This is a genomic window from Ralstonia mojiangensis, assembly GCF_023955645.1.
In the GTDB taxonomy this organism is placed as follows: Bacteria; Pseudomonadota; Gammaproteobacteria; order Burkholderiales; family Burkholderiaceae; genus Ralstonia; species Ralstonia mojiangensis.
The window spans coordinates 582246-607103 of record NZ_JAMXHU010000001.1 but is presented as its reverse complement, the minus strand read 5'-3'; the positions used below and the strand labels follow the sequence as shown (position 1 = coordinate 607103).

Below are 24858 nucleotides of genomic sequence, written 5' to 3'. Positions count from 1 at the left end.
CAAGGAAACCACGATGCAACGCGTCACCAAAGCCGTTTTCCCCGTCGCGGGGCTCGGAACCCGCTTTCTGCCGGCCACCAAAGCCAGCCCGAAGGAAATGCTGCCGGTCGTGGACAAACCGCTGATCCAGTACGCGGTGGAAGAAGCCATGGCCGCCGGCATCACGGAGATGATCTTCGTGACCGGCCGCAGCAAGCGCGCAATTGAAGACCACTTTGACAAGGCCTACGAGCTGGAAGCTGAACTCGAAGCCAAGCAGAAGACCGCCCTGCTCGAAGTCGTGCGCTCGATCAAGCCGTCGCACGTGGATTGCTTCTACGTGCGCCAGCCTGAAGCGCTGGGTCTGGGCCACGCCGTGCAATGCGCTGAAAAGCTCGTCGGCGATGCACCTTTCGCCGTCATCCTGGCTGACGACCTGCTGGACGGCGAGCCGCCCGTGATGAAGCAGATGGTCGACCTGTACGACCATTACAACTGCTCGGTGATCGGCGTGGAAGAGATCGACCGCGAGCAGAGTCGTTCATACGGCGTGGTCGACGGCCGCCCGTGGGAAGAAGACGGCAGCGTGATCAAGATGTCGGCCATCGTAGAGAAGCCGTCGCCGGAGAACGCGCCGTCCAACCTCGGCGTGGTCGGCCGCTACATCCTGACGCCGCGCATTTTTGATCACATCCGCAACCTCAAACCGGGCGCGGGCGGCGAGCTGCAACTGACGGACGCCATCCAATCGCTATTGTCTGCCGAACAAGTCCTGGCCTACCGCTACAAGGGCGTGCGTTACGACTGCGGCAGCAAGCTGGGCTACCTGAAGGCAACGGTGGAGTTGGCGCTCAAGCACAAGGAAGTCGCTGACGACTTCCGAGCCTATCTGGCTGCACGCGGCTGAGCCAATAGGCGCGTCGCTATAGAAAAAACCCGCGCAGCGTGAGCTGACGCGGGTTTTTTGTTGCCGGATCGTGTCCCGTCCGTCCGGCGCGGAGTCCCACCCTTTTGCGAGGAGAGGCTGCGGCCTCTTCTTATTGCGGAGCTGCCAACGGCTTGATGGTGTTGTTCAGCAGGCTCCAGTACGAGCTCGTGCTGTACGGCAGCATCTGTTCAACGTAATTCCACCAGAAGTAACCCCCGATGAACCGCGGATCCGCAGCCATCGAGGTGGTACCCATCGGGTAGTACGACTTGATCAGATTCTGCTGCACCGACAGCGGCGCCGACGTACTGGACGTACCGATCTCGCCAAAGCCCACCTTTGCCACCGGGAAGATGCTTTCGAGCAACTTGAAATCGTTTGCCCACGACGGACTCAAACCGGGGCAGTCCTGGTACGGGTAGTAGCTGAACAACGCGTAGTCCGCACCCTGGCGCACACGCGAGGGCAGGAAGTTGGTCGCCCAGGTCCGCCACGAATCCATCGGCAACTCGTAGCAGTTGGTGCCCTTGCCGTCGTCGTTGTAGTACATCGTCACCGACACAAGACCGCCCGCGCCCTTCACGATGTCGTAGGCGTTGCCCACCATCTGACCGATCTGCTGTTCCTGCGACGTCGCCGTCGTGGTCGGACCACTCGGATTGGCACGCAGCCATTCGCCGTTGATTTCATTGGCGATTTCCCATACGTCCACGACATTCTTCAGCGTGCTCACCAACTCGTTGGTGCGTGCGCTGTAGGTCGTCGAGTCCACCGGGAAATAGTACGAATCCATCACTTCGCCCATCACGTAGGCGACTTGATGAAGCTTGACCAGCGGTGCGTAATAGTCGGCGGCTGATGTACCCGGGTCAAAGACCACGCGCACGGTCGGCTTGTACGGCAGGTGCGTGAGCGACGCCACGATCGCATTGATTTTGCTGACGTCATCAAGTGTGACGCCGTAGATGGGAGCCTTCGGGCGCGTGGCCTGCGCCGAGGCGGTTTGTATTCCCAGGCCTGTCAGCGTTGTTGCTGCCGCCAGACCCACCAAAGCGCGCAGGCTCATGCGCGCCGCCCTCTGTGCTGCTTTTTTGGTTTCCAACATTGTGATTTTCTATTCCCTCGGACGCAAAAAACGTTACGCCCAGTACTGCGATGGACAAGCGCCGTCCTACCTGTGCGGTATCCCGATGTGGTGTGACTCCTTTGACACACTGAACACCGAACGGGTGCGAGCGTCAGATGACGCCCCGGTCGGCGAATGGATGCGCGATTAGAGGTCCTGCTGAGTCGATGGATCGATCAACGGCCGTGCGCTTATTGAGTGGACTGGTACAGCTGGCGCGAGCTCGCCCGAGGGCAGCACGCGGCTTGAACTATGTGACAAGCCCTGCACTTCAGTTGACTGCCAACCGCGTTCCCCCCGTTGGCAGCCAAGCGGCATGATACCGGATGTTGCCGGGAGATCAACGAAATTTAATGCTGCTTACGCAGCAATAATAAAAAAACCGCGGGTCGAGCGGACACGCGGTTTCTTCGAAACGCCCACGGGATGGACGTCTTGGCGGCACAGCCGTTTTTACTTGTGCCGGTAGTTGATGCGACCTTTCGTGAGGTCGTACGGCGACATTTCCAGCTTCACACGGTCGCCCGCGAGAATACGGATGCGGTGCTTTTGCATCTTGCCCGATGCGTAAGCCCAGATTTCCACGCCGTTTTCCAACTGCACGCGAAAACGATTGTCGGGTAGTGCTTCAGACACCACCCCTTCAAATTCAATCAGTTCTTCCTTGGCCAAACTCGTTCCTTTGTATGCAGCACGCGGCTGCGCCGATGGTTGCAATGATGTGATGACCCACCCGAACCACGCCACACGCCTTGAGCGGCATGCAGCAGTGCGCCGCGATCATCTGCCCGGACAGCGGGCCTGGGGGGGTACCGAGTTGCACGAAACACAAATCGCGCCCGCCAATGGCGCGCGCCGTTTCGTGCAAGCGAGAGCGAGGATGGGTGGCGGTCGCAGATGCGCGCCGCCCGACTCGGCGCGGGGTATTCCCCGGTGCTGGACTCAGCCGCCACCGGCCATGATTGGCGCGGCGGCGAGCCGGATTCGCCCGCTATTCTACCACGGGCAGATTCCGCGGTTTCAGGCGCCGTCGGCAGGAAGCGACAGTTCAGGCACGTCGCCATCGATGATGCTCTCAGCGAAGCGCAGGGCTGCAATGCGCGCAGCACCCACATTGCTGAACTGGCGGTCCCCCGAGAGGCGGAAGACCTGAGTCTGCCCCGGCTCGGGCGACTCCCCCGCCCGACAGATCATCACGGCCGCGTTGTAGCTGCGGTCTTCCCTGGCCTCGGGCCAGCGTGCCGTGCGTTCATGTTGGAAAGCCAACGGATAAATGTCAAAGCCTTTGTATTGGCCCGCCGGCGAAGTGTCCATCTGAAATGCCCCCTTCTTGAACGTCGAGTGCTGTCTGACTATACACCCGTGTGTTTTGCATGGCGATGAAAGCGACGGCAACGTTTGACTTCGGGCACGGCACAGCGGGCGCGGGCACGTCGCCGCCGCAAAGACTTCCGGAGCGGTGACGAATGCTGGTCTAAAGAAGTTTCAGAACGTCACCCCTCCTCGGCAGGGTGCAGCGCAATCCGATTGTGCTAGCGTGGATTGATGCTTGCCGTGGCATCCAAACGGATGCGTACGCGCTGAGCAAAGCACCCAACCCCAACCTTTTCAAGAATGACGATGCGCCTGATCTCTCCGATTGCCCTGGCGTGCGCCGGGCTGATGCTGTCTGCCTGTGGTGGTGGCGACGGCGGTTCCTCATTGAGCCCGCAAGCCGGCGCTGCTTCCGATACCGCGACTGCGTCGAAAACGGTAGCTACTACTGCCGCGGCCACCACACCTGCGTGCGGTCTCAACGGCGCTTCACCGCTGGCAGGCGTGCAAACGTGGATGTATCAGTTGCAAGGCATGACCACCAGCGCGCAGATCGAAGCGCTGGACGCGCAGCCGTACGACATGCTGGTCATCGAGGCCAACAACACCGTCAAGGGGCTGGAGAACTTCAACACCGTCGACATGGTGACGCGCCTGCGCACCAAGCCCGACGGCTCCGCGCGCAAGGTGCTCGCTTACATCGACATTGGCGAGGCCGAAGACTTCCGCACCTATTGGACGTCGAGCTGGAAGGCACCGACAGCCGATGGCCCCGGCACGCCCGACTTCATCATCAAGGCTGACCCCGATGGCTGGGCCGGTGACTACCCCGTCGCGTTCTGGGATCCGCGCTGGCAAGCGCTCTGGCTCGGGCCGAATGGCGCCATCGCACAACTGGCGCGCGAAGGGTTCGATGGCGTCTATCTGGATTGGGTCGAGGCGTACGCCGAGCCTTCTGTGGCAGACGCGGCCCAGGCGGCTGGCATCGATCCGGCCAAGGCCATGGTGGATTTCATCGCCAAGATCCGCGCGGCGGGCCGCGCCATCAATCCGCAGTTCGCGGTAATCCAGCAAAACGCACCCTCGTTGATTGACGACGGCGGTGGATCAACGCTGCTGGCAACGATCGATGGCATCTCGCAGGAAGACACGTGGTTCGGCGGCAGTGCCGGCGCAGCATGGGGCAGCGCCTCTGGCGGCGACAAGGCCGCCAGCGCAGATGACACGCAATGGACGATCGACCAACTCCAGAAATACTGTGCCGGAAACGTACCCGTCTTCACGATCGACTACGCGTTGAAGACCACCAACGCGCAGAAGGTCTACACGGCTTCGCGTGGACAAGGTTTCCACCCGCTGGTCTCGCGCATTGCGCTGTCCAAGCCGACGACTACGCCGCCTTGGAGTTACTGACCACGCTCAACGACGCACCGGCTGGCGCATCGACAAACGGCAGGCCAACGTAGTTTTCGGCCAGCACGCGGGCCCCGGCCGGCGAGCTGGTCACGTAGTCCAGCTCGGCGCGCTGCAGCTTTTGCATGAACGGCGTGTGGTCGTCAAAGCGATGCAGCATCGACGTCATCCACCACGAGAAATGCTCGGCGCGCCAGACGCGTTGCAGGCAGCGTTCGGAGTAGCTTGCAAGCTGGGCGGTGTCGTCCTGCTTGTAGCGCGCGGTCAGCGCCTGAGCCAGCACGCGAACGTCTGCCACGGCCAGGTTCATGCCTTTCGCGCCGGTGGGCGGCACGATGTGCGCGGCATCCCCCGCCAGGAACAGGCGGCCATACTGCATCGTTTCGCAGACAAAGCTGCGCATCGGCGTAACGCTCTTCTGTAGGATCGTGCCTTCCTTCAGGCGCCAGCCGTCGTTGTTCTCCAGTCGCGTGTGGAGTTCATCCCAGATGCGCGCATCGGACCATTCGGCCAGGTTCTCATCGGGCTTGCATTGCAGGTAAAGGCGCGTGATCTTGGGCGAGCGCATGCTGAACAGCGCAAAGCCGCGATCGTGGCTCGCGTAGATCAGCTCTTCCGCCGCCGGCTCGGCTTCCGCCAGGATGCCAAGCCAGGCAAACGGATACACGCGTTCGAACACCGCTTGCCGCTGTGCCGGAATCGCCTGCCGGCAGATGCCGTGAAAGCCATCGCACCCGGCGATGTAATCGCATTGCAATGTCTGCGGCACGCCGTCGTGGACGAACTGCACCGAAGGCGTGGCGGACTCGATGTCGTGCACCGACACCTCGCTCACATCGAACAACAGCGGCGCACCCTGCTCCACGCGCACCGCAATCAGATCCTTGACCACCTCGTGCTGCCCATACACGGTGATTGAGCGGCCGCCCGACATCGCCGTCAGGTCAATACGATGGCGCTTGCCGCCAAACAGCAGGTCGATGCCGTGGTGCACCAGCCCTTCGCGGCGCATCCGCTCGCCCACACCCGCTTCGTTGAGCACGTCGACCGTGCCTTGCTCCAGCACGCCGGCGCGGATGCGCTCTTCAACGTACGCACGGCTCTTGGTTTCGAGGATGACGGCATCGATGCCGTTGCGGTGCAGAAGCTGCCCGAGCAGAAGGCCTGCCGGGCCTGCGCCAATGATGGCGACCTGGGTGCGCATGGTGGTTGTCTCCAGATGATTTGGAATCGTTCTGGCAACCATTGTTGGCGCGTGCCTTGATATCGCACAATGCAATATTGGCGATAAACTTTATCGCTAATTGAGATAGTGCGTTTGCCATGTCGACCCTGCCCGACTTTGACCTGAACCTGTTGCCGATCCTGCTGGCGCTGCATGACGCGCGCAGCGTAAGCATGGCCGCGCAACAGCTTGGTATGAGCCAGCCTGGCGTGAGCACTGCGCTGGGGAAGCTGCGTGCTGCGTTTGACGACCCGCTATTCGTACGCACCTCGCGCGGCATGGAGCCGACGCCGCGAGCGCTGGCGCTCATTCCTGCAGCACGCGATGTGCTGGCGCGTGTGCAGCAGGGCATTCTGGAAACCGGCGCGTTCGACCCGGCCACGACCACGCACACGTTCTCGATCTCGTTGTCGGACGTGGGCGAGATGGTGTTTTTGCCGCGCATTGTCGAGGCGATGGCGCGGCAGGCGCCGCGGGCATCGGTGCAATCCGTCTCCCTGCCCCCGGCGCAGATCGAACGTGCGCTGGAAACCGGTTCGCTCGACCTGGCCGTGGGTTACTTCCCCGACCTGAAGAAGAACAATTTCTTCCAGCAGCGGTTGTTTACGCACTACTTCACATGCATCGTGCGCGCCGATCATCCCGTCACGCACGGCGGCAACACAAAGCTGTCGATGGCGCAGTTTCTGGAATACGGGCACGCCGTGGTGCGCGCGGAGGGACGCAGCCAGGAACTGTACGAGCGCTTTCTGGAACGCAAGCGCATCCGACGTACGCCGACGCTGCTCACGCCGCATTTCATGAGCATTCCATTCATCCTCGCACGCACGGACTTGATTGCGACGGTGCCGCACGCGGTGGGCCTGTCGTTCATGCAGTCGCACGCCAACATCTGCGTGATGCAGCCGCCCCTGGAGCTGCCGAGCTTCGATCTCAAGCAGCACTGGCATCGCAAATTCCATAACGACACACGCAGCCAATGGTTCCGCGCGCTGGTGTCGTCGCTGTTCAACGACGAGGCGGATGAATGGCGCGAACCCGGCCATCGGCCCGCGAAACGCAAGAACACGAAGTAATCGACCCACCCCGAATGTTCACAATCCGAACACTCGATTGCAATGCGAACACGGAGCCTTTAGGATCGTCGGCACGCGCAGGCGACGCCGTTGTGGTTTCTTTCGGCTCACGCTTGCCGATCAACCTTTGGAGACCTTCATGAAACGTCGTGTGCTGCTGCTGACTGCCGTTGCTGGTGCGCTGATGACCGGCCTGCCCGCCTTTGCGGACGAGCCGATCAAGATCGGCCTGATCGCGCCCTTCTCCGGCCCCTTTGCCGACTATGGGAAGCAGATGGAAGACGGCATCAAGGCGTATCAGAAGCTGCACGGCACGACCGCCGGTGGGCGCCAGGTGCAGATCATCGTGAAGGACACGACTGGCCCCGTGCCGGACGTCGCCAAGCGTCTCGCACAGGAACTGGTGGTGCGAGACAAGGTGGATTTCCTGGCGGGCTTCGGCCTCACGCCAGAAGCACTGGCGGTGGCGCCCATCGCGCAGCAGGCCAAGAAGCCGATGGTGATCTTCAATGCAGCATCGTCGTCGATCACCACCAAGTCGGACTATGTGACGCGCGTATCGATGACGCTGCCGCAAGTCTCCACGCCCATCGCCTCGTGGGCCCTGAAGAACGGCATCAAGCAGGTGGCGACCGTGGTGGCCGATTACGCGCCCGGCCTCGATGCAGAAAACGCGTTCAAGCAGACGTTCACTGCCGGCGGCGGCCAGGTGGTTGAAGCCGTGCGCGTGCCACTGCGCAATCCTGAATTCGCGCCGTTCATCCAGCGCGTGAAAGACAGCAAGCCGCAAGCCGTGTTCGTCTTCCTGCCGGCTGGCGAGCAAGGCGTGGCGTTCATGAAGGGTTTTCGTGAGCGCGGTCTGGCGCAGGCCGGGATCAAGGTCATCGCGACGGGCGACCTGACAGACGACCACGTGCTGCCGGCCATGGGCGACTCGACGCTGGGTGTCATCACGTCGTTCCACTACTCGGCCGCGCACGACTCGCCGCAGAACAAGGCCTTCCTGAAAGCCTTTGCCGAGGCCAACCCCGGTGCGGGCCGCCCGAACTTCATGGCGGTTGCCGCGTATGACGGCATCGGTGCGATCTACAACGTGATCAACAAGCTCGGCGGCAAGATCGACGGGGAAAAAGCCATGGCGGCCTTCAAGGGCATGAAGATCGACAGCCCGCGCGGGCCGATCACCATCGATCCGGCCACGCGTGATGTGGTGCAGACCGTCTACATCCGCAAGGTGGAGAAGGTTGGCAACGAGCTGTACAACGTCGAGTTCGACAAATTTGCCGACGTGAAGGACCCAGGCAAATAAGCCCTACGCAACCGCCACAAGGCGCTGCAGCAACGGCGCATCGGCCAGCAAATCCGCGCTGGCCGATGCATGCACGATCCGCCCTCGATCAAGCACCAGCGCGCGCTGTGTGAGTTGCAGCGCCAGACGCGCATGCTGCTCCACCAGGATCACCGCCATGCCGCCTTCATCAACGAGCGCGCGGATGGCACGACCAAGCTCTTGCACAATGATCGGCGCGAGGCCTTCCATCGGTTCATCCAACAGCAGCAGCGCGGGATTTGTCATCAGCGCGCGCGCGATGGCGACCATCTGCTGCTCCCCACCCGACAGCTGATTACCAAGGTTGCGGCGCCGCTCCTGCAGGCGCGGAAACGTCTTGTAGACGCCCGCCACATCCCAGGGGCCGGGTCGCGCCACGGCGCTCAGGTGTTCCTCCACCGTCAGCGAGGGAAACATCCACCGTTCCTGCGGCACCCAGCCAAGCCCAGCCCTCGCGCGTCGATGCGGCGGCACCTTCGCGATGTCCGCGCCCTGCCAGCGGATACGCCCGGCATGCATGCGCGTAAAGCCCATCAGCGTGGTCAGGAGCGTGGTCTTGCCAACGCCGTTGCGCCCCAGCAGCGCGAGGCTGCCACCTGCCTCCAGCGCGAACGACACGCCGTCCAGCACCACGGCGTTGCCGTAGCCGGCCGTGACGTTCTCGAACGACAACAGTTCAGGCATGCTCCGTCTCCCCGAGGTAGACCTCGCGCACGCGTGGGTCAGTCGCGATCTCCTGCGGCGTACCTTCGGCCAGCACGCGGCCAGCCACCAGCACGCTGATCCGCTCGGCAAAGCGAAAGACGAGGTTCATGTCGTGCTCGATGAAAAGGATGGTGATATCGCGCGGCAGGCTGGCGATCACCTCGAACAGCTCGGTGCTTTCTCCGCTCGGGATACCGGCGGCTGGCTCGTCGAGCAGCAGGATGCGAGGCTGCGTGGCCAGCGCCAAGGCGATCTCCACCAGCCGTTGTTTGCCGTACGGCAACGCATGCGTCGGCGACAGCGCATCGTCGCCGAGCTGCAAGCGGCACAGTAACGCCATCGCCTCGTCGCGTGCATCCTTGTGCGATGCGACGGTGCGGTGCCAATGCCACGACGCGCCGGTGCGTTCGAAGATCGCGAGCATCACCGATTCCAGCACCGTCAATCCCGGAAACAACGTGTTGATCTGGAATGTGCGCGTGATGCCTCGCTTGACGCGCTGGTGTGCGGGCAGCCGGGTGATGTCTTCCTCGTCCAGCAGCACCTGGCCCGCAGTGGGCTCCAGCGTGCCGGTGAGCAAGTTGATGAAGGTGGTCTTGCCCGCGCCGTTGGGACCGATCAATGCGTGGCGCGCACCGGGCGCAAAAGACAGCGAGATATCGGAATTGGCGTGAAAGCTGCCCCAGCGTCTGGACAGGCCTCGCGTGCTCAATGTGGGCGCTGGATGCATCGTCGGCACAGTCATGCCGCACCTCCCTTGCGAGCACCACGCGCTCTGACCGCGGATACGGCAGCTTCCAGCCCACCGAGAATTCCGCCACGCGCAAATAGCACGATCACCATCAGCAACAGGCCGATCCAAAACTGCCAGTAGACGGGATTGATGCCGGCCAACACGTCCTGCGCCACCATGAATACCGCCGCGCCGATCAGCGCACCGTACAGCCGGCCTGCGCCGCCCAGCACCAGCATGATCAATAGCTCTGCAGAGCGCGAAAAACCCAGCGAATCCAACCCGACAAACTGCGTGGTCTGCGCGAGCAATCCGCCTGCAACCCCGGCAATCGCTGCGCTCACCGTGAACGCCGCCACCAGCCGCATGCGGACATCCGCACCGATGGCCGGCATGCGTTTCGGCCCCTGCTGAATGCCGCGCAGCGACAGCCCGAACGGCGAGCGCACCAGACAACGCAGCGCCACAAACACCAAGAAGAGCACGACCAAGCTGTAAACGTACGCGGTGCGCCCCTCCAGATCGAACTCAAAGGTGCCGAGCAGGTTGTGCATCGTCACACCGGAGAGGCCATCGACACCGCCCGTAAGAAACGCCATCTTGTTGGCCGCTTCATACAGCATCAGGCCGATGCCGAGCGTGACCATCAATCGCGTCAAATCTTGCCCGCGCACGACGAGGAAACTCACACAGAAACCGCCCAGCGCCGCGACGATGGCGGCCGCCGCCAGGCCGGTGAGCGGCTCACCCCAGCCATGCGCCGCGAGCAGTCCGGCGGTATAAGCGCCGAGCCCAAAGAAACCTGCATGCCCGAGCGACACGATGCCCGCATAGCCCAGCACCAGATCCAGCGACAACGCAAACAGCCCGACGATCAGCACCTGGCTGCCAAAGACGAGGTAATCGGGAAGAAGAAAGAACACCGCGATCGGCATGCACCAGAACACGATCTCGAACAGCGACCAGCGCGCGCCCGGCAAGCCATGCGCGGGCGAGCGCTCAACCGGTTGCGCAGCCCGCCTCAGTTGCTGCAGCACACTCATGCGCGCCTCCCCAGCAGACCGCTCGGGAAAAACACGAGCAGCACCACCATCAACCCGTAGATGACGAACGCGCCCACGTCCGGCACGTAGTACTTGCCCGCCACGTCGAACACTCCCAACACAAGCGCAGCCAGCAACGCGCCCTTGATGGAGCCCGCGCCCCCGACTGCCACCACCAGCAGGAAGTACACCATGTACTTGATCGGAAACGCAGGATCGAGCCCGAGCACATCGATGCCCAATCCGCCGCCCAATCCTGCCAGCCCTGAACCCAGCGCAAACGTTACGGAGAACACCAGACTTACGTTGATGCCCAGCCCTGCAGACGCCTGCTGGTGATCCACCGACGCGCGCACCTGGGCGCCAAAGCGCGTGCGCTCGATCAGCCACGCCAGCAGCGCCGTCAGCGCAATCACCACGCCGATCAGGAAGAGCCGGTAGCGCCCGACCTCCAACGCACTATCGAACACCCGCCATTGCCCGCGCAGCATCTCCGGCAGCTCAACGGGTTGCTGCGACGGCCCCCACACGTAAGTCGCGCCCGCCATCGCCATGAAAACGAGCGCGATGGAGAACAGCACCTGATCAAGCGGGCTCGCGCGATAGAGCCGCCGGTACAGCGTGCGCTCCAGCACAAAGCCAATACCCGCGGTGACGATGAAAGCGATGGGCAGCGTCGCCAGAAACGGCACGCCGAAGCGGTTCATCAGCACCACGCACACATAGCCGCCCGCCATGGCGAACGCGCCGTGCGCGAGGTTGATGAAGTTCATCAGACCCATCGTGACCGACAGGCCGATGCTGATCAGGAACAGCAGGCTGCCGTAGGCCAGCCCGTCGAACAACACACCCAATGCGCTGAGCATGGGTCTCCTCCTTGGGCTTCCTTTTCCAGCTCGGCGGCCGGTTTGCCCGGTGTGTTGCGTGGCGTCTCCCGGAGACGGTGGATCCTGCGTCTACGTCTTGGAAGCTGCCTCCGCGTCCATCTCCGCAAACACCGTCTGCGCCAGATGGAACGCATGGTTGGCTGCCGGCACGCCACAGTAGATGGCGGTCTGCAGCAGCGTTTCCTGAATCTCGTCGCGCGTGACGCCGTTGTTGGCGGCAGCGCGCAGGTGCAGGCGCAACTCACCGTCGCGGCCCAGGGCGACCATCATGGCGATCGTCAGCAGACTGCGCGTGTGGCGCGGCAAACCGGGGCGTGTCCAGATTTCGCCCCAGGCATAGCGCGTGATGAGATCCTGAAACGGAGCGGTCAGCTCGGTCTGCGCGGCGTTGGCACGGTCGACGTGGGCATCGCCCAGCACAGCGCGCCGCACTTCCATGCCCGCAGCGTAACGTTCGCGATCATCCATGAGCGACCTCGCGCGCAACGCCGGTCGTCAAAAAGCTGACCAACGCTTCTGTGTAGCCGTCAGCCTGCTCCCAGTTGGCGAGGTGGCCGGCGGAAAGTTCTATGTATTGCGCACCGGGCACACCGTCCGCAATGAGTTTGGTCTGCGCGGCGGGGGTTGAGATATCGTGCGTGCCGCCAATCACCAGCATCGGCACACGGATGCTCGGCAATTGCGCACGCAAATCCGCATCGCGAATCGCGCCGCAGTTGCCGTTGTAGCCCGCGTCCGGCGTCGACAGCAGCATCGCCTTGACGATGTCGACGCGGCTTGCGTTGGTATCGCGGTAGCCCTGCGTGAACCAGCGCTCCAGCACGGTTTCCGTAATGCTGGCCATCCCGCCTTGGTCGACCTGCGCGATGCGGGTATTCCAGCTTTGCTGCGTACCGATCAGTGCGGCAGTGTTCGTCACCACCATGCGCGGGAAGCGCTCGCCGTGATACGCGGCCAGCCACAGGCCAGTCAGGCCGCCCATCGACAGGCCGCAGAACAGCGCAAGATCAATGTTGTAGTGGTCGAGCAACGCAAGCACATCCCCGCCAAGCTGCGCGACGCCGAACGGCGCGTCGGGCACGCTCGACTGGCCGTGGCCGCGCTGGTCATAGCGCAAGAGACGGAAGTGCTGACGCAGCGCTTCGAGCTGCGGCTCCCACATACCCAGGTTGGTGCCCAGGGAGTTCGACAGCACCAGCACCGGCTTACCCGTGGCGGGCCCATCATCGAATTCGTGATACAGGCGGACGTTGTCGTGTTCAAGCCAGGGCATGGTATCTCCGTGGAATGCGGGTTCAGGGATGGCGGCGAGCGTGTTCCGCAAGCACGCGGTCGACTGCGGCGCCCGCATCGCCAAGATAATGATTGGGATCGAGCAGCGCGCTCAGCCGTTGCGGCGTGGCGGTGCCCCAGATGCGCAGGACGTCGGCGTCTTGGGCCAGCACGTCATGCAGCGTTTTGCTCTCTTGTACGGCTTTGCGGCTGGCCGCTTCGACCACATGGTGCGCTTGCAGGCGACCAAGATCTGCGCCGAGCGCCAGCATCACGGCTTCACCAAGGATCAGGCCGTGCGTGAGGTCCAGATTCGCGCGCATGCGAGCGGCATCAACATGCAAACCTTCAACAATCTCGCGCATGCGATCGAGCGCGCCGGCCGCGAGGCAAGCCATCTCGCGCAACGTCGCCCATTGCGCCTGCCAACCGCCGAGCGCGCGTTCGTGCTCCTGCGGCAGCGCAGACAGCAGCGTGCTCGCCAACCCCGGCATCCGTGTGGCCGCCGCCAGCACCGTCGCGCAACCGACCGGGTTGCGTTTATGCGGCATGGTGGAAGAGCCGCCCTTGCCTGCACCGGACGGCTCGGCAACCTCGCCGACCTCGGTCTGCATCATCAGCGAGAGATCGCGCGCGAAGTGGCTCAGCGCGCCGGTCAGCAGTGCGAGCGTGGTGCCAATATCGGCGATTCGATCTTGCTCGCCGTGCCAGGAGAGCGCCGGCAGCGGCAAGTCAAGCTCGTGCGCCAGCGTCTGAGCGACGGCACGTGCATGTTCGCCCAGGCTGGCAAGCGTGCCTGCCGCTCCGCCAAACTGCAGCGCGGGCACATGCGCGCGCAACGCGGCAAAACGATCCTGCGCGCGATGCACCGCTTCCAGCCAGCCCGCAACCTTGCGCCCGAACGTTGTCGGTAGCGCCTGCTGCAACCATGTGCGCGCCACCATCGGCGTATTGCGATGACGTTGCGCCAGCGCGGCAAGCGCATCCGCCAGCTTCTGCAAATCCGCTTCGATCAACTCCGCCGATTGCCGCCACTGCAGCATCAGACCGGTATCGATGATGTCCTGGCTGGTCGCGCCCCAATGCACGTAGCGCGCGGCGTTTTCATCGTGCTGCGCGACGGCGGCGGTCAGTTGCTTGACGAGCGGGATCGCCAGGTTGCCAGCGCTGGCAGCGGCGGCGCCCAGCGCATCCAAGTCCAACGTAACGTTGGCGCACACCGCGCGAATCGGCGCCACGGCTTGCGCCGGAATCACGCCAACCGCGCCCTCGGCCTGGGCGAGTGCGGCCTCCACATCGAGCATCGCGCACACGGTGGCCGCATCGGACCACACCGCCAACATGGCCGGTGTGGAGAATGCGCGATCGAGCAGTCCGCTGGTCATGGCCGTATCAAACGCGTTCGATCACCAGCGCAATGCCCTGCCCCACGCCGATGCACATCGTGCACAGTGCATAGCGTCCGCCCGTGCGTTGCAGCTGATACATCGCCGTCGTCACCAGGCGCGCGCCGCTCATGCCGAGCGGGTGGCCAAGTGCGATGGCACCGCCATTCGGATTGACGCGCGGGTCGTCATCACGCACGCCCAGTTGACGCGTCACTGCCAATCCCTGCGCAGCAAACGCCTCGTTCAGCTCGATCACGTCCATCTGATCAATCGTCAGGCCCAGTTGCTTGAGCAGCTTCTGCGACGCCGGTGCAGGGCCAATGCCCATCACGCGCGGCGGCACGCCCGCGGTGGCCATGCCGACGATGCGCGCACGCGGGGTCAGGCCAAAGCGCTTGGCGGAGTCTTCATTGGCGAGGAGCAGCGCGCAGGCGCCATCGTTTACGCCCGACGCATTGCCGGCGGTCACGGTGCCGTCCGGACGCACCACGCCCTTGAGCTTGGCGAGCGCTTCCATGCTGGTGGCGCGGGGATGCTCATCCCGGTCCACCACAATGGCATTGCCTTTCTTCTGCGGGATCGTTACCGGAGTAATTTCCTGAGCGAGCGTGCCGTCTTCTTGCGCACGCGCGGCGCTGGCTTGGCTGCGCAGCGCGAACCGGTCCTGGTCTTCGCGGTTGATCTTGTAGTCGGTGGCGACGTTCTCGGCGGTTTCAGGCATCGAGTCGACGCCATATTGCGCCTTCATCAGCGGGTTGACGAAGCGCCAGCCGATGGTGGTGTCGTAGATGGCGGCATCGCGCGAGAAGGCGCTGGCCGCCTTGCCCATTACGAACGGCGCTCGGCTCATGCTCTCCACGCCGCCCGCGATCATCAGCGCGGTCTCCCCCGAGCGGATGGCGCGCGCGGCGGTACCGGTCGCGTCCATGCCCGAGCCGCACAGGCGGTTGATGGTGGAGCCCGGCACGCTGTCGGGCAGCCCGGCCAGCAGCAGCGACATGCGCGCCACGTTGCGGTTGTCTTCCCCTGCTTGGTTGGCGCAGCCGAAGATCACGTCGTCGATGGCCGACCAGTCGACCTGCGGGTTGCGCGCCATCAGCGCCTTGAGCGGCACCGCGCCAAGGTCATCCGCGCGCACGGCAGACAGGCTGCCGCCGTATCGGCCGATGGGGGTCCGGATGGCGTCGCAGATAAAGGCTTCGGTCATGATTGTTCTGTCTCCAATAGTTCTAGGCTCGACGCAACGGCGCCGCCGTCATCGACTGCAGCGTATCGAAATCGAGGCCGTCGGCCATCTCACGCACCACCAGTCCTTCGGGCGTGATGTCGATCACGGCAAGGTCGGTGTAGATGGTATCGACACAGCCGATCCCCGTCAGCGGGTACGTGCACGACGGCACGATCTTGCTTTCGCCCTGCTTGGTCTGGTGCTCCATCATGACGAAGACGCGCTTGGCACCAATAGCCAGGTCCATCGCGCCGCCCACGGCGGGAATCGCATCCGGTGCTCCGGTGTGCCAGTTGGCCAGGTCACCCGTGGCCGACACCTGGAAGGCGCCGAGCACGCAATAGTCGAGATGGCCACCCCGCATCATGGCAAACGAATCGGCGTGATGGAAGAACGATGCGCCAGGCTTGACCGTGACCGGCTGCTTGCCGGCGTTGATGAGGTCTTCGTCTTCTTGCCCGGGAGCGGGCGCCGGGCCCATGCCAAGCAGACCGTTCTCGGTATGCAGAATGATTTCGCGATCGGCCGGCAGCTGGTTCGCCACCAGCGTCGGCAGACCGATGCCCAGGTTGACGACCGAGCCGTCGGGAATATCACGTGCCACACGGGTAGCGATCTGATCGCGCGTCCAGCGGTGAATCTTGGTGGTGGTTTCGGCGCTCATGCGGCCTCCTTAGCGGGTTGCGCGGAGACGAGCTTCACGACGCGCTTCACAAAAATGCCGGGCGTGACGATGTGCTCGGGGTCCAGCTCGCCCAACTCCACCGTCTCGCCGACCTGTGCGATGGTGCACTTGGCCGCCATGGCCATCACCGGCCCGAAGTTGCGAGCGGTCTTGCGATAGACGAGATTGCCCCAGCGGTCTGCACGCAGGGCTTTGATGAGGGCGTAGTCGGCGGTCAGCGGCAATTCGAATACGTACGGCTTGCCGTCGATGATGCGCGTTTCTTTACCTTCGGCCAATTGCGTGCCATAGGCAGTCGGGCAGAAGAAGCCGCCAATACCGGCACCTGCGGCGCGGATGCGCTCGGCCAGGTTGCCTTGCGGCACCAGTTCCAGCTCGATCTCGCCGGCGCGATACAGCGCATCGAACACATACGAATCGGCTTGGCGCGGGAACGAGCAGATGATCTTGCGCACGCGGCGGGCCTTGAGCAGCGCGGCCAGGCCCGTCTCGCCATTGCCGGCGTTGTTGTTGATGATGGTCAGCTCACGCGCGCCATGCGCGATGAGCCCGTCGATGAGTTCCGATGGCATGCCGGCAGTACCGAACCCGCCAATCATGATGGTGGCACCGTCCGGGATATCGGTCAGGGCGGCCTCCACAGACGAACAAAGCTTGTTGATCACGTGCATTCTCCGGCAAGGGCGCCACACATTCTCGATGGCTGGCGCGGTTCGGAGCATCGCGGGGGCCGGACATGGCCGAGCCGCAACCGGGCGGCGTGCGAGTCTCCTGTTTGACGATCGGATCGACACAGGCCTTTGCTGTCCGGCCCACGCTTATCTTTCTATGTTTGTTCGCTACGCGAACTCAAGTTCGATCCAAGAACTAATCTACGCCTGCCTTCCTGAGCGTGTCAAGGCGTACGCATACCGATCAAGCGTTCGAGTAGCGAAATCGGGGTAATGCCAGTAGGCTTGAGGCCACTGCACCGCTTTCATCTTTCTTTGCATGTCCGCTGCCGAACTGCCCACCGAAAAACCCAGCGATTCCTACGTCCAGTCCTTTGCACGGGGCCTGTCGGTCATCCGCGCGTTCAATGCCGAGCGTCCCGAGCAAACGCTCTCCGAAGTCGCCGAGGCCACGGGGCTGACCCGCGCCGGCGCCCGCCGCATCCTTCTCACGCTGGTCAGCCTGGGTTATGTCAGCTTTGAGGGCCGCCTCTTCCGCCTCACGCCCAAGATCCTCGATCTCGGGTTCGCCTATCTCACGTCGATGCCGTTCTGGAACCTGGCCGAGCCGGTGATGGAAGAACTCGTGCAGACGGTGCACGAAAGTTGCTCTGCCTCGGTATTGGATGGGACTGAAATCGTCTACGTTCTGCGCGTGCCCACGCAGAAAATCATCGCGCTGAACCTGTCGGTCGGCAGCCGCCTGCCGGCGTTCTGTACATCGATGGGCCGCGTGCTGCTGTCGGGCCTGCCCGAGGACCAGCTCGACATTGCACTGCGCGAGTCGGACCGGCGGGCGCGCACGCAGCGCACCATTACGGACGTCGACGCACTGAAGGAGATCATTGCCGGCGTGCGCCAACAGGGTTGGGCGCTGGTCGACCAGGAGCTTGAGGAAGGGCTGATTTCGCTGTCGGCGCCGATCCGCAATCGCGCGGGGGATATCATCGCCGCCATGAACATCAGCGGCCAGGCCAACCGGACTTCCGGCAAACAGATGACGAAGCAGTTTCTCGGCCCGCTGCAGCAGGCGGCCGAGCGCATTTCTGCCATGGTGCGGGTACGGACCTGACCTGAGTTAAAGGCGGCAGCGCCCAGTGCGCTGCGCGCCTCGCATCCCGACAGTTTTTTCAATAAAATTGTGGCTCCGTGGGCAAAGAGGATGTCTGTGACTCAACACACCGCCATTCACACCGGTCTGGATGTGAAAGGCCGCCAACGCCGGGCGCGTGCTTCGTGCATCCTGGCGCTTGCCCTGCCGTTGCTGTCCTGCCCTGTGTGGGCCCAATCGACGTCGCTGGCGACGGCCATGCAGGAATTGACGCCACTGGCCCGCATGCTGGTGGGCGCCGCCACGGGTCGCAGCACGGCCGCAGCCGGTGTGCCTGCCCTCACGGGCCCTGCCCGCAATGCAGACCGTGCCCTCGCGCAGGCCTGCGCTGAAATCAACCGCTTCACCCCCGTCCCGCTCGACCGCGAAACCTCCCTGGCGCAATGCTCGCTGGCGCAGAAGAAGAACCTCGTCTTCGTCATCACGCTGACCAACTACGCAGCGCACTCGGCCGCCTCGCAGGGCTTTCGGCTGAATTTCGTGCCGATCCTGCAGAAGAACATCTGCAATAACGGCGACGTGCGTATCCTCACGCGCCTCGGCCTCAGCCTGGTCTACCGCTATCGCGGCAACGATCACGAGACCGTGGGCGACGTGCCCATTAACGAATCGATCTGCGGCGCGCTGTAAGCCCACGCCCTGCCCCGGGAATCCCCTGATGGAGTGCAGTCGGCTGCCATGTCATTAATGGCAGACAAAGTCTCATTTCGTCCAACGTCTGCCGGGCCCCCGCCTTGCTGCGCCAGCCTTACCGGGCTGCACGCGCGCAACCCGGCAACCCCAACATCCCGCCCGTGCACTGCACCCCGCCCTGCTTGCCATCCGCCATCTGCGCCGCGTCGGCATGGACTATAGTTGGGCGTTCCGCTCGCCGTCATATGGTTATCCGAAGTCCGCGCATGCAGATCGCGCATACACCGGTATGCTCGCGGGCGATCCCCGATCCGATCTCGATTCGCACACTGTTCACCACCCAAGTCGTCAAGGAGGAAATCCGATGAAAACAAACCGACGTCTGACGCAATTTGCGGGTGCCGCCATCCTGGCCGCAGCCACCCTGGTCGCCGCCACTGCGCACGCCGATCAAGTTTCCGACATCAAGAAGAAAGGCGAACTTGTCTGCGGCGTGCTCGGCACCGACGAGCCGTTCAGCTTCCTGAAAGACCCGATGAGCCGCGAGATCGTCGGCTATGACGTCGACATGTGCGACGCCATCGCCAAGAGCCTGGGCGTCAAGCCCGTGCTCAAGCAACTGGCTGTGGCCGCGCGCCTGCCAGAACTGCAGCAAGGCCGTGTCGATCTGCTGGCCGCCTCGCTCACGCACAACAAGGAACGCGAAGCGCAGATCGACTTCTCGGTGTCGACCTTCATCACCGGCCAGAAGGCCATGGTGAAGAAGAGCAGCGGTATCACGTCGCTCGCCCAGCTTGATGGCAAGAAGCTCCTGACGGTCAAGGGTTCGACCATGGAAGCCAACATTGCCAAGACCATCAAGAACGCCGATGTGGTCTCGTTCGACAACAGCCCGCAGGCGCTGCTGGCCCTGCAGCAAGGCAAGGGCGTCGCCTACGTGAACGACGAAACCACGCTGATCGGCAACATGGCCAAGATGGGCCCGGCAGCCAAGGATTACGCGCTCCTGCCGCAAAACCTGTCGACCGAACACCTCGCACTGGGCATCCGCAAGGGCGAGCCGGCCTTCAAGAAGCAGGTCGACGACGTGCTGCTCGGCATGGAAAAGAGCGGCGAGGCGCAGAAGCTGTTCGACAAGTGGTTCGGCCCGAATACAAAGATGGCCTTCCCGCAGCGTACCTTCAAGATTTCCACCGACAAGATCGATTAATCGTTAAAGGTCGGGCCGCCCAGACGCCGTTCTGGGCGGTGAATCTCCATGCCCCATTTTGATTTGTCGATGCTGCTCTCTGGGCAGTATCACCAATGGCTCGTCAGCGGTTTTTTCCTGTCGATCAAGCTTTCTGTACTGGCCTTCGTGCTGGCGCTGCCGCTTGCCATCGTCGTGGCGCTGCTGCGCCTGGCGCCCGCCGCGCCGCTGCGCGGCATTGGCCAGACCTATGTCGAAGCCATCCGCAACGTGCCGCTGCTCGCCCACATGCTGTTCTGGTATTTCGGCGCGCCGCAGATCCTGCCGGAGTTCATCCGGGACTGGCTCTACAGCATGAACTACGAGGCCGCCAGCGCCGTCATTGCGCTCGTGCTCTACACGGCCGCGTATATGGCGGAAGACATCCGCAGCGGCATCCGTTCGATCCCGAAGGAACAGCTTGAGGCCAGCCGCGCGCTCGGACTCTCGTTCCTGCAGGCCATGCGCCTTGTGGTGCTGCCGCAATCGCTGCGCGTGACGGTACCGCCGCTGGTCAGCCAAACGTTGAACCTGTGGAAGAACTCGAGCATCGCCATGGTGATCGGCGTGGCCGAATTGATGTACCAGGCGCAGCAGGTGGAGTCCGCCACCTTCCGCGGCTTTGAGGCGTTTGCGTTTGCCACTGCCGCCTATCTGACCATCTCGATTGCGATCACGGTGTTCTCCGCCTGGTATCAGCATCGCTACCCCGTCCGGACGCTGTAGCCATGCTCGATCTCATTCAAACCTACGGTATCTATTACCTGATCGGCCAGTACCCGAACGGGCCGCTGGGCGGGCTGGCGCTGACGTTCCTGCTGGCATCCGCCGGCCTCGTGCTGGCGCTGCCGATGGGCATCATCCTGGGTCTGTGCCGCGTGAGCCCGATTGCCGCGCTGCGCTGGCCGGCCACCGCGCTCGTCTACGTGGTGCGCGGTACGCCGCTGCTGATGGTGATCTTCTGGGCGTATTTCCTGCTGCCTTCCGTCACCGGCCAGCGCACGGATCAGTTCAGCACCATGCTGACCGCGCTGGTGATTTTCGACGGCGCATATCTGGCGGAGATCGTGCGCGCGGGCATCCAGGCGTTGCCGCGCGGGCAGATGGAGAGCGCCCGCTCGCTCGGTCTGTCGTACATGCAGGCCATGCGCCGGGTGATCCTGCCGCAGGCGCTGCGCAACATGCTGCCGTCGCTGGTCAACCAGCTTGTCTCGACCATCAAGGAAACCTCGCTCGGTTACATCATCAGCCTGCCCGAGGTGTCGTTCGTGGCGGGGCAGATCAGCACCGCCGTGATGGTCAAGTCCGCCGAGGTGTACGGCCTGCTCGGCATCAGCTACTTCATCATGTGCTTCAGCCTCACGCGCGTGGCGTTCTACCTTGAGCGCCGCCTTGCAGCTAGCGCCCCGACCAAACCATGAACATGATCACGATCGAACACGTCGACAAGTGGTACGGCGATTACCACGCGCTGGTCGACATCAACGAAACCGTTGCCAAGGGCGAAGTGGTGGTCGTGTGCGGCCCGTCGGGCTCGGGCAAGTCGACGCTCATCCGCACGTTGAACCGGCTCGAAGCCATTCAGAAAGGCCGCATCGTCGTGAACGGACACGAGGTGCATGCGCCCGGCGTGGACGTCAACCTGCTGCGCAGCGGCATCGGCTTCGTGTTCCAGCAGTTCAACCTGTTCCCGCACCTGACCGTCATGCAGAACTGCACGCTCGCGCCCGTGCAACTCAAGCGCATGGCGCCGCAGGAAGCGAAGGACTTTGCAATGAGCCTGCTCGAACGCGTGGGCCTGCCGCACAAGGCCGGCGCCTACCCCGGCGAGCTGTCGGGCGGCCAGCAGCAGCGCGTGGCCATTGCGCGTGCCCTGGCCATGAAGCCGCCCGTCATGCTGTTCGACGAGCCGACCTCCGCGCTGGACCCGGAGATGGTGAACGAGGTGTTGCTGGTGATGAAGGACCTGGCCCGCGACGGCATGACCATGGTCTGCGTCACGCACGAGATGGGTTTCGCACGCGAGGTGGCCGACCGCGTCCTGTTCATGGACCAGGGACAGGTGCTGGAGCGCGCCACGCCCGAAGATTTCTTCCAGCGCCCGCAGCACCCGCGAGCGCAGCGCTTCCTGGCAGACATCCGCTCGCCGTGGAGCGAACCGGCCTGAACCAAGGCGGCGCGCAAAGAAAAGCGGGGGACGATGTCCCCCGCTTTTCTTTGCCGCTTGCTTAACCCTGTTCACGATCCGTAGCGAGCGGTCCGGGGTTGGCCCGAGAAGCGCAGCCGTACATGGGTACGGCGAGCATCACAGGACCAAGATCGGACCGCGCAGTAGGATCGTGGGCAGGGTTATTGGATCGCCTTGTCGCTCGGGTGTGCGTACAGATCCTTCATGCCGGCCGTCATCGGGTAGTTCAGGTTCAGGCCCTTCGGCGGAATCGGCGACAGGAACCACTTCTTGTACAGATCGTTCGCCTTGCCCGACTTCATCAGGTCGGCAATCACGTCGTCGGCCACTTTCTTGAACGCCGGATCGTCCTTGCGCATCATGCAAGCGTAGGTTTCAGTCTGCAGCGGCTTGCCCGTGACAACCCAGTCAGCCTGGTTCTTGGCTTTGGTGCGCTCGCCATACAGCAGCGGCTCGTCCATCACAAAGGCCACAGCGCGGCCCGATTCCAGCGTCAGGAACGCCTGGCCGTGATCCTTCGCGAGGATCAGGTTCATCTTGTCGGCGTCCTTGGCTTCGCCGTTCATCTTCTGCAGGATGCGGTCTTCGGTCGTGCCGGCGGTAGTCACCACGGTCTTGCCCTTCAGATCGGGAAAGTCCTTGATGCCCGAGTCTTTCTTCACCAGCATCAGCATGCCGTAGATGAAGATGTTGTTCGAGAACGCCACCTGTTTCTGGCGCTCAAGGTTGTTGGTGGTCGAGCCGCACTCGAAGTCGATCGTGCCGTTCTGCAACAGCGAGATGCGGTTCTGCGACGTGATCGGCGTGAGCTTGACCTGCAGCTTCTTGCCCACCGTCTTTTCCACACCCGCGACGATCATGTTGGAGATCTCTTGCGAGTAGCCCGTGATCGTGTTGGCGTCAGCCTGGTACGAGAACGGAATCGATGACTCGCGATAGCCCACCGAGATCACGCCCGATTGCTTGATCTTGGCCAGCGTGTCGTTCGACTGCGCCTGGGCGCCGGTCGACAGCACTGCCAGCGCGCCGGCCGCAGCCAGCGTCAGGCCACACAGAATACGTTTGGTCGAATGCAAGGTCTTCATGCTTCCCCTCCTATGGGTGTGTTCGCTCCAGACTGCTTGGGTTACCAGTTGGCACGGGCCAGATACGCATCATCAAGCCAGCGCGCTCGGTCTTTTGAATCTTGTTCTTGTGTCACACGGCCAGCGCATACGGCACTGGGGAAATCGCGGGCTTGCGGCCGGCAATCAGATCGGTCAACAAACCTGCACTACCCAGCGCCAGCGTAAAGCCCAGTGCGCCGTGGCCCACGTTCAACCACAACCCTTCCACCGGCGATGCGCCCACCACGGGCACGCCCGTAGGCGTCGCAGGCCGCATGCCAGCCCAGGGGGCGGCATCTGCACCCCCATCATTCGCCCGCATGGCGCCCGGAAACAGCGCGCGCGTTTCGTCATACAGCGTCTGCGCACGGCGCGTGTCCAGCGCCGTCGACCAGCCCACCAGGTCAGCCATGCCCGCCACACGCAGCGTCTGCCCGATGCGCGCATAGACGATCTTGCGCGCAGCATCCGTCACGCTGATCACGGGGGCAACATCGCCCTCGCCCAGCGGCAGGCTGATGCTGTAACCCTTCAGCGGATACAGGCCCGGGTCGATGCGCAATGGGCTGAGCAGCCTGGCGCTGGTCACGCCCGCGGCCATCACCACCGCATCGGCGGCAACTTGCTCGCCATCGGCCAGTTTGAGGCCGCGCACACGGCGCCCTTCGGTCCACAACGCTTCAACGCCGGTATTGGAGCGCAGCGTCACGTTCGGCATCGCGCGCAGACGGTTGAACAAGCCGACGCAAAGTTGGTGGCAATCGGCCACGTCTTCGTCGGGCGTGTAGATGGCGCCGACGATCTGGTGGCGCACGCCGGCAAGCGCAGGCTCGTGGGCGACCGCCTCATCGGCGGACAACGCATGCTGCTCACACCCAAGCGTGGCCTGATAGCCGACCTGCGCGCGGGCCGATTCAAACGCCGCAGCATCGCGATGCACCACCAGCTTGCCGCGACGCGCAAAGCTGAACGCCAAGTCCGGCAGCGCATCCCGCAGCGCTTCCATGCGTGCGCGGCTGTAGAACGACAGCGCAAGCAGCTCACGCGTGGTGCGGTCGGCGCGGTCACGATTGCAAGCTGCAATAAAGCGCAGCCCCCAGCGCAGCAACGCCGGGTCCAGCGATGGCTTCAGCCGCAGCGGCGAATCGCGGCGCAGCAGCCAGCCCGGCACATGCGACAGCACACCGGGGCCCGCCAGCGGCGCCACATAGCTGTAGCTCAACTGGCCGCCGTTGGCGTAACTGGTGCCCTCGCCCGGGCCTGGATGACGCTCGACCAAGGTGACCTGATGGCCTTCCTGAGCCAGCGCATAGGCCGTGCTGATGCCGATGATGCCGGCGCCGACTACTGCTATTTGCATGAAGAAGCTGCGTATTTTGGAATGTCGGTGCAGCTTAAGGAGCCCGGCAGGGGTTGGGCAAATGCGGAGTTGTTGGGGGGGATGTTGTGGGGCTATGGGTTTTTGGTTGGGTTTTTTTTTGGACTGGGTGGTCCATCCCGGTTTCGTACCCTGCCGGGCACGACTCACCTTTCTTTGTCTTGCCAAAGAA

The 24858-nt window shown here is 63.4% G+C and carries 26 protein-coding genes; 10 read left to right on the top strand and 16 right to left on the bottom strand.

The window, feature by feature from the left end; translation table 11 throughout:
• Nucleotides 1-13: 13 nt before the first annotated feature.
• On the top strand, nucleotides 14-886 hold the full coding sequence (galU, locus tag NG898_RS02840) for a UTP--glucose-1-phosphate uridylyltransferase GalU (protein WP_252690993.1): 873 nt from the start codon (nucleotides 14-16) through the stop codon (nucleotides 884-886).
• A 130-nt stretch (nucleotides 887-1016) separates the two neighbouring features.
• Here galU and NG898_RS02835 read toward each other — a convergent pair whose 3' ends face one another.
• The 3 genes from NG898_RS02835 to NG898_RS02825 form a co-directional block, all read right to left on the bottom strand.
• Nucleotides 1017-2012 (bottom strand): hypothetical protein, encoded by a 996-nt coding sequence (locus NG898_RS02835; RefSeq protein ID WP_252690992.1) that lies wholly within the window; start codon nucleotides 2010-2012, stop codon nucleotides 1017-1019.
• 474 nt (nucleotides 2013-2486) lie between these two features.
• Nucleotides 2487-2705, bottom strand: a complete 219-nt coding sequence (infA, locus tag NG898_RS02830; protein WP_004631109.1) for a translation initiation factor IF-1 — start codon at nucleotides 2703-2705, stop codon at nucleotides 2487-2489.
• Nucleotides 2706-3053: 348 nt separating this feature from the next.
• Entirely contained in the window at nucleotides 3054-3347 is a 294-nt protein-coding gene (locus NG898_RS02825) for a hypothetical protein (RefSeq protein ID WP_004631110.1), read from the bottom strand.
• A gap of 306 nt (nucleotides 3348-3653) precedes the next feature.
• Between NG898_RS02825 and NG898_RS02820 the strand changes: the two genes are divergently transcribed.
• Nucleotides 3654-4760 (top strand): glycoside hydrolase family 191 protein, encoded by a 1107-nt coding sequence (locus tag NG898_RS02820; protein WP_252690991.1) that lies wholly within the window; start codon nucleotides 3654-3656, stop codon nucleotides 4758-4760.
• Here NG898_RS02820 and pobA read toward each other — a convergent pair.
• Complete coding sequence (gene pobA, locus NG898_RS02815) at nucleotides 4738-5964, bottom strand: 4-hydroxybenzoate 3-monooxygenase (protein ID WP_252690990.1); 1227 nt, start codon at nucleotides 5962-5964, stop codon at nucleotides 4738-4740. The two genes, NG898_RS02820 and pobA, sit on opposite strands and share 23 nt — an antisense overlap.
• Nucleotides 5965-6083: 119 nt before the next feature.
• On the opposite strand from pobA, the gene NG898_RS02810 reads away from it, so the two are divergent.
• Together NG898_RS02810 and NG898_RS02805 are read left to right on the top strand one after the other, a co-directional pair.
• Complete coding sequence (locus NG898_RS02810; RefSeq protein ID WP_252690989.1) at nucleotides 6084-7061, top strand: LysR family transcriptional regulator; 978 nt, start codon at nucleotides 6084-6086, stop codon at nucleotides 7059-7061.
• Between the two features lie 139 nt (nucleotides 7062-7200).
• Entirely contained in the window at nucleotides 7201-8370 is a 1170-nt protein-coding gene (locus tag NG898_RS02805) for an ABC transporter substrate-binding protein (RefSeq protein WP_252690988.1), read from the top strand.
• 3 nt (nucleotides 8371-8373) lie between these two features.
• Here the strand turns inward: NG898_RS02805 and NG898_RS02800 are convergent, their stop codons facing one another.
• The 10 genes from NG898_RS02800 to NG898_RS02755 all read right to left on the bottom strand — a co-directional run bounded on the left by NG898_RS02800 (nucleotide 8374) and on the right by NG898_RS02755 (nucleotide 16997).
• Nucleotides 8374-9075 carry an ABC transporter ATP-binding protein gene (locus NG898_RS02800; RefSeq protein ID WP_252690987.1) on the bottom strand — a complete coding sequence of 234 codons (702 nt, stop codon included), beginning with the start codon at nucleotides 9073-9075 and terminating at the stop codon, nucleotides 8374-8376.
• Nucleotides 9068-9841 (bottom strand): ABC transporter ATP-binding protein, encoded by a 774-nt coding sequence (locus tag NG898_RS02795; protein ID WP_252690986.1) that lies wholly within the window; start codon nucleotides 9839-9841, stop codon nucleotides 9068-9070. Before NG898_RS02795 ends, NG898_RS02800 begins: the two co-directional genes overlap by 8 nt.
• Nucleotides 9838-10872 carry a branched-chain amino acid ABC transporter permease gene (locus NG898_RS02790; RefSeq protein ID WP_252690985.1) on the bottom strand — a complete coding sequence of 345 codons (1035 nt, stop codon included), beginning with the start codon at nucleotides 10870-10872 and terminating at the stop codon, nucleotides 9838-9840. The genes NG898_RS02795 and NG898_RS02790 overlap by 4 nt, the downstream gene beginning before the upstream one ends.
• A complete protein-coding gene (locus NG898_RS02785) occupies nucleotides 10869-11738 on the bottom strand; it encodes a branched-chain amino acid ABC transporter permease (RefSeq protein WP_252690984.1) in 870 nt (289 codons plus the stop codon). The genes NG898_RS02790 and NG898_RS02785 overlap by 4 nt, the downstream gene beginning before the upstream one ends.
• A 90-nt stretch (nucleotides 11739-11828) precedes the next feature.
• Nucleotides 11829-12227, bottom strand: coding sequence for a 4-carboxymuconolactone decarboxylase (gene pcaC, locus NG898_RS02780; RefSeq protein WP_045206037.1), 399 nt, complete (start codon nucleotides 12225-12227; stop codon nucleotides 11829-11831).
• Complete coding sequence (gene pcaD / locus NG898_RS02775) at nucleotides 12220-13032, bottom strand: 3-oxoadipate enol-lactonase (RefSeq protein ID WP_252690983.1); 813 nt, start codon at nucleotides 13030-13032, stop codon at nucleotides 12220-12222. The genes pcaC and pcaD overlap by 8 nt, the downstream gene beginning before the upstream one ends.
• 22 nt (nucleotides 13033-13054) lie before the next feature.
• Complete coding sequence (locus tag NG898_RS02770; protein ID WP_252690982.1) at nucleotides 13055-14416, bottom strand: 3-carboxy-cis,cis-muconate cycloisomerase; 1362 nt, start codon at nucleotides 14414-14416, stop codon at nucleotides 13055-13057.
• 7 nt (nucleotides 14417-14423) lie between these two features.
• The gene (pcaF, locus tag NG898_RS02765; protein WP_252690981.1) at nucleotides 14424-15626 is read right to left on the bottom strand and encodes a 3-oxoadipyl-CoA thiolase; all 1203 of its coding nucleotides are present in this window, start codon (nucleotides 15624-15626) and stop codon (nucleotides 14424-14426) included.
• Between the two features lie 22 nt (nucleotides 15627-15648).
• Nucleotides 15649-16311, bottom strand: a complete 663-nt coding sequence (locus NG898_RS02760; RefSeq protein ID WP_252690980.1) for a CoA transferase subunit B — start codon at nucleotides 16309-16311, stop codon at nucleotides 15649-15651.
• On the bottom strand, nucleotides 16308-16997 hold the full coding sequence (locus NG898_RS02755) for a 3-oxoacid CoA-transferase subunit A (protein ID WP_252690979.1): 690 nt from the start codon (nucleotides 16995-16997) through the stop codon (nucleotides 16308-16310). The genes NG898_RS02760 and NG898_RS02755 overlap by 4 nt, the downstream gene beginning before the upstream one ends.
• 325 nt (nucleotides 16998-17322) lie before the next feature.
• Between NG898_RS02755 and NG898_RS02750 the strand changes: the two genes are divergently transcribed.
• The 6 genes from NG898_RS02750 (at nucleotide 17323) to NG898_RS02725 (ending at nucleotide 22181) form a co-directional block, all read left to right on the top strand.
• Nucleotides 17323-18114 (top strand): IclR family transcriptional regulator, encoded by a 792-nt coding sequence (locus tag NG898_RS02750; protein ID WP_252690978.1) that lies wholly within the window; start codon nucleotides 17323-17325, stop codon nucleotides 18112-18114.
• Between the two features lie 90 nt (nucleotides 18115-18204).
• Nucleotides 18205-18783, top strand: coding sequence for a hypothetical protein (locus NG898_RS02745; protein ID WP_252690977.1), 579 nt, complete (start codon nucleotides 18205-18207; stop codon nucleotides 18781-18783).
• Nucleotides 18784-19150: 367 nt separating this feature from the next.
• Complete coding sequence (locus NG898_RS02740) at nucleotides 19151-19996, top strand: ABC transporter substrate-binding protein (protein ID WP_232040659.1); 846 nt, start codon at nucleotides 19151-19153, stop codon at nucleotides 19994-19996.
• Nucleotides 19997-20044: 48 nt separating this feature from the next.
• Complete coding sequence (locus tag NG898_RS02735) at nucleotides 20045-20740, top strand: amino acid ABC transporter permease (RefSeq protein ID WP_252690976.1); 696 nt, start codon at nucleotides 20045-20047, stop codon at nucleotides 20738-20740.
• Nucleotides 20741-20742: 2 nt separating this feature from the next.
• Entirely contained in the window at nucleotides 20743-21435 is a 693-nt protein-coding gene (locus tag NG898_RS02730; RefSeq protein WP_252690975.1) for an amino acid ABC transporter permease, read from the top strand.
• Nucleotides 21432-22181: an amino acid ABC transporter ATP-binding protein gene (locus tag NG898_RS02725; RefSeq protein WP_282562349.1), complete on the top strand. Its 750-nt coding sequence runs from the start codon at nucleotides 21432-21434 to the stop codon at nucleotides 22179-22181. Before NG898_RS02730 ends, NG898_RS02725 begins: the two co-directional genes overlap by 4 nt.
• 182 nt (nucleotides 22182-22363) lie before the next feature.
• On the opposite strand, the gene NG898_RS02720 is transcribed toward NG898_RS02725, so the two are convergent.
• Together NG898_RS02720 and NG898_RS02715 are read right to left on the bottom strand one after the other, a co-directional pair.
• Nucleotides 22364-23287, bottom strand: coding sequence for a glutamate/aspartate ABC transporter substrate-binding protein (locus NG898_RS02720; RefSeq protein ID WP_252690974.1), 924 nt, complete (start codon nucleotides 23285-23287; stop codon nucleotides 22364-22366).
• A 112-nt stretch (nucleotides 23288-23399) separates the two neighbouring features.
• Nucleotides 23400-24668 carry a D-amino acid dehydrogenase gene (locus tag NG898_RS02715; protein WP_252690973.1) on the bottom strand — a complete coding sequence of 423 codons (1269 nt, stop codon included), beginning with the start codon at nucleotides 24666-24668 and terminating at the stop codon, nucleotides 23400-23402.
• Between the last annotated feature and the right edge of the window lie 190 nt (nucleotides 24669-24858).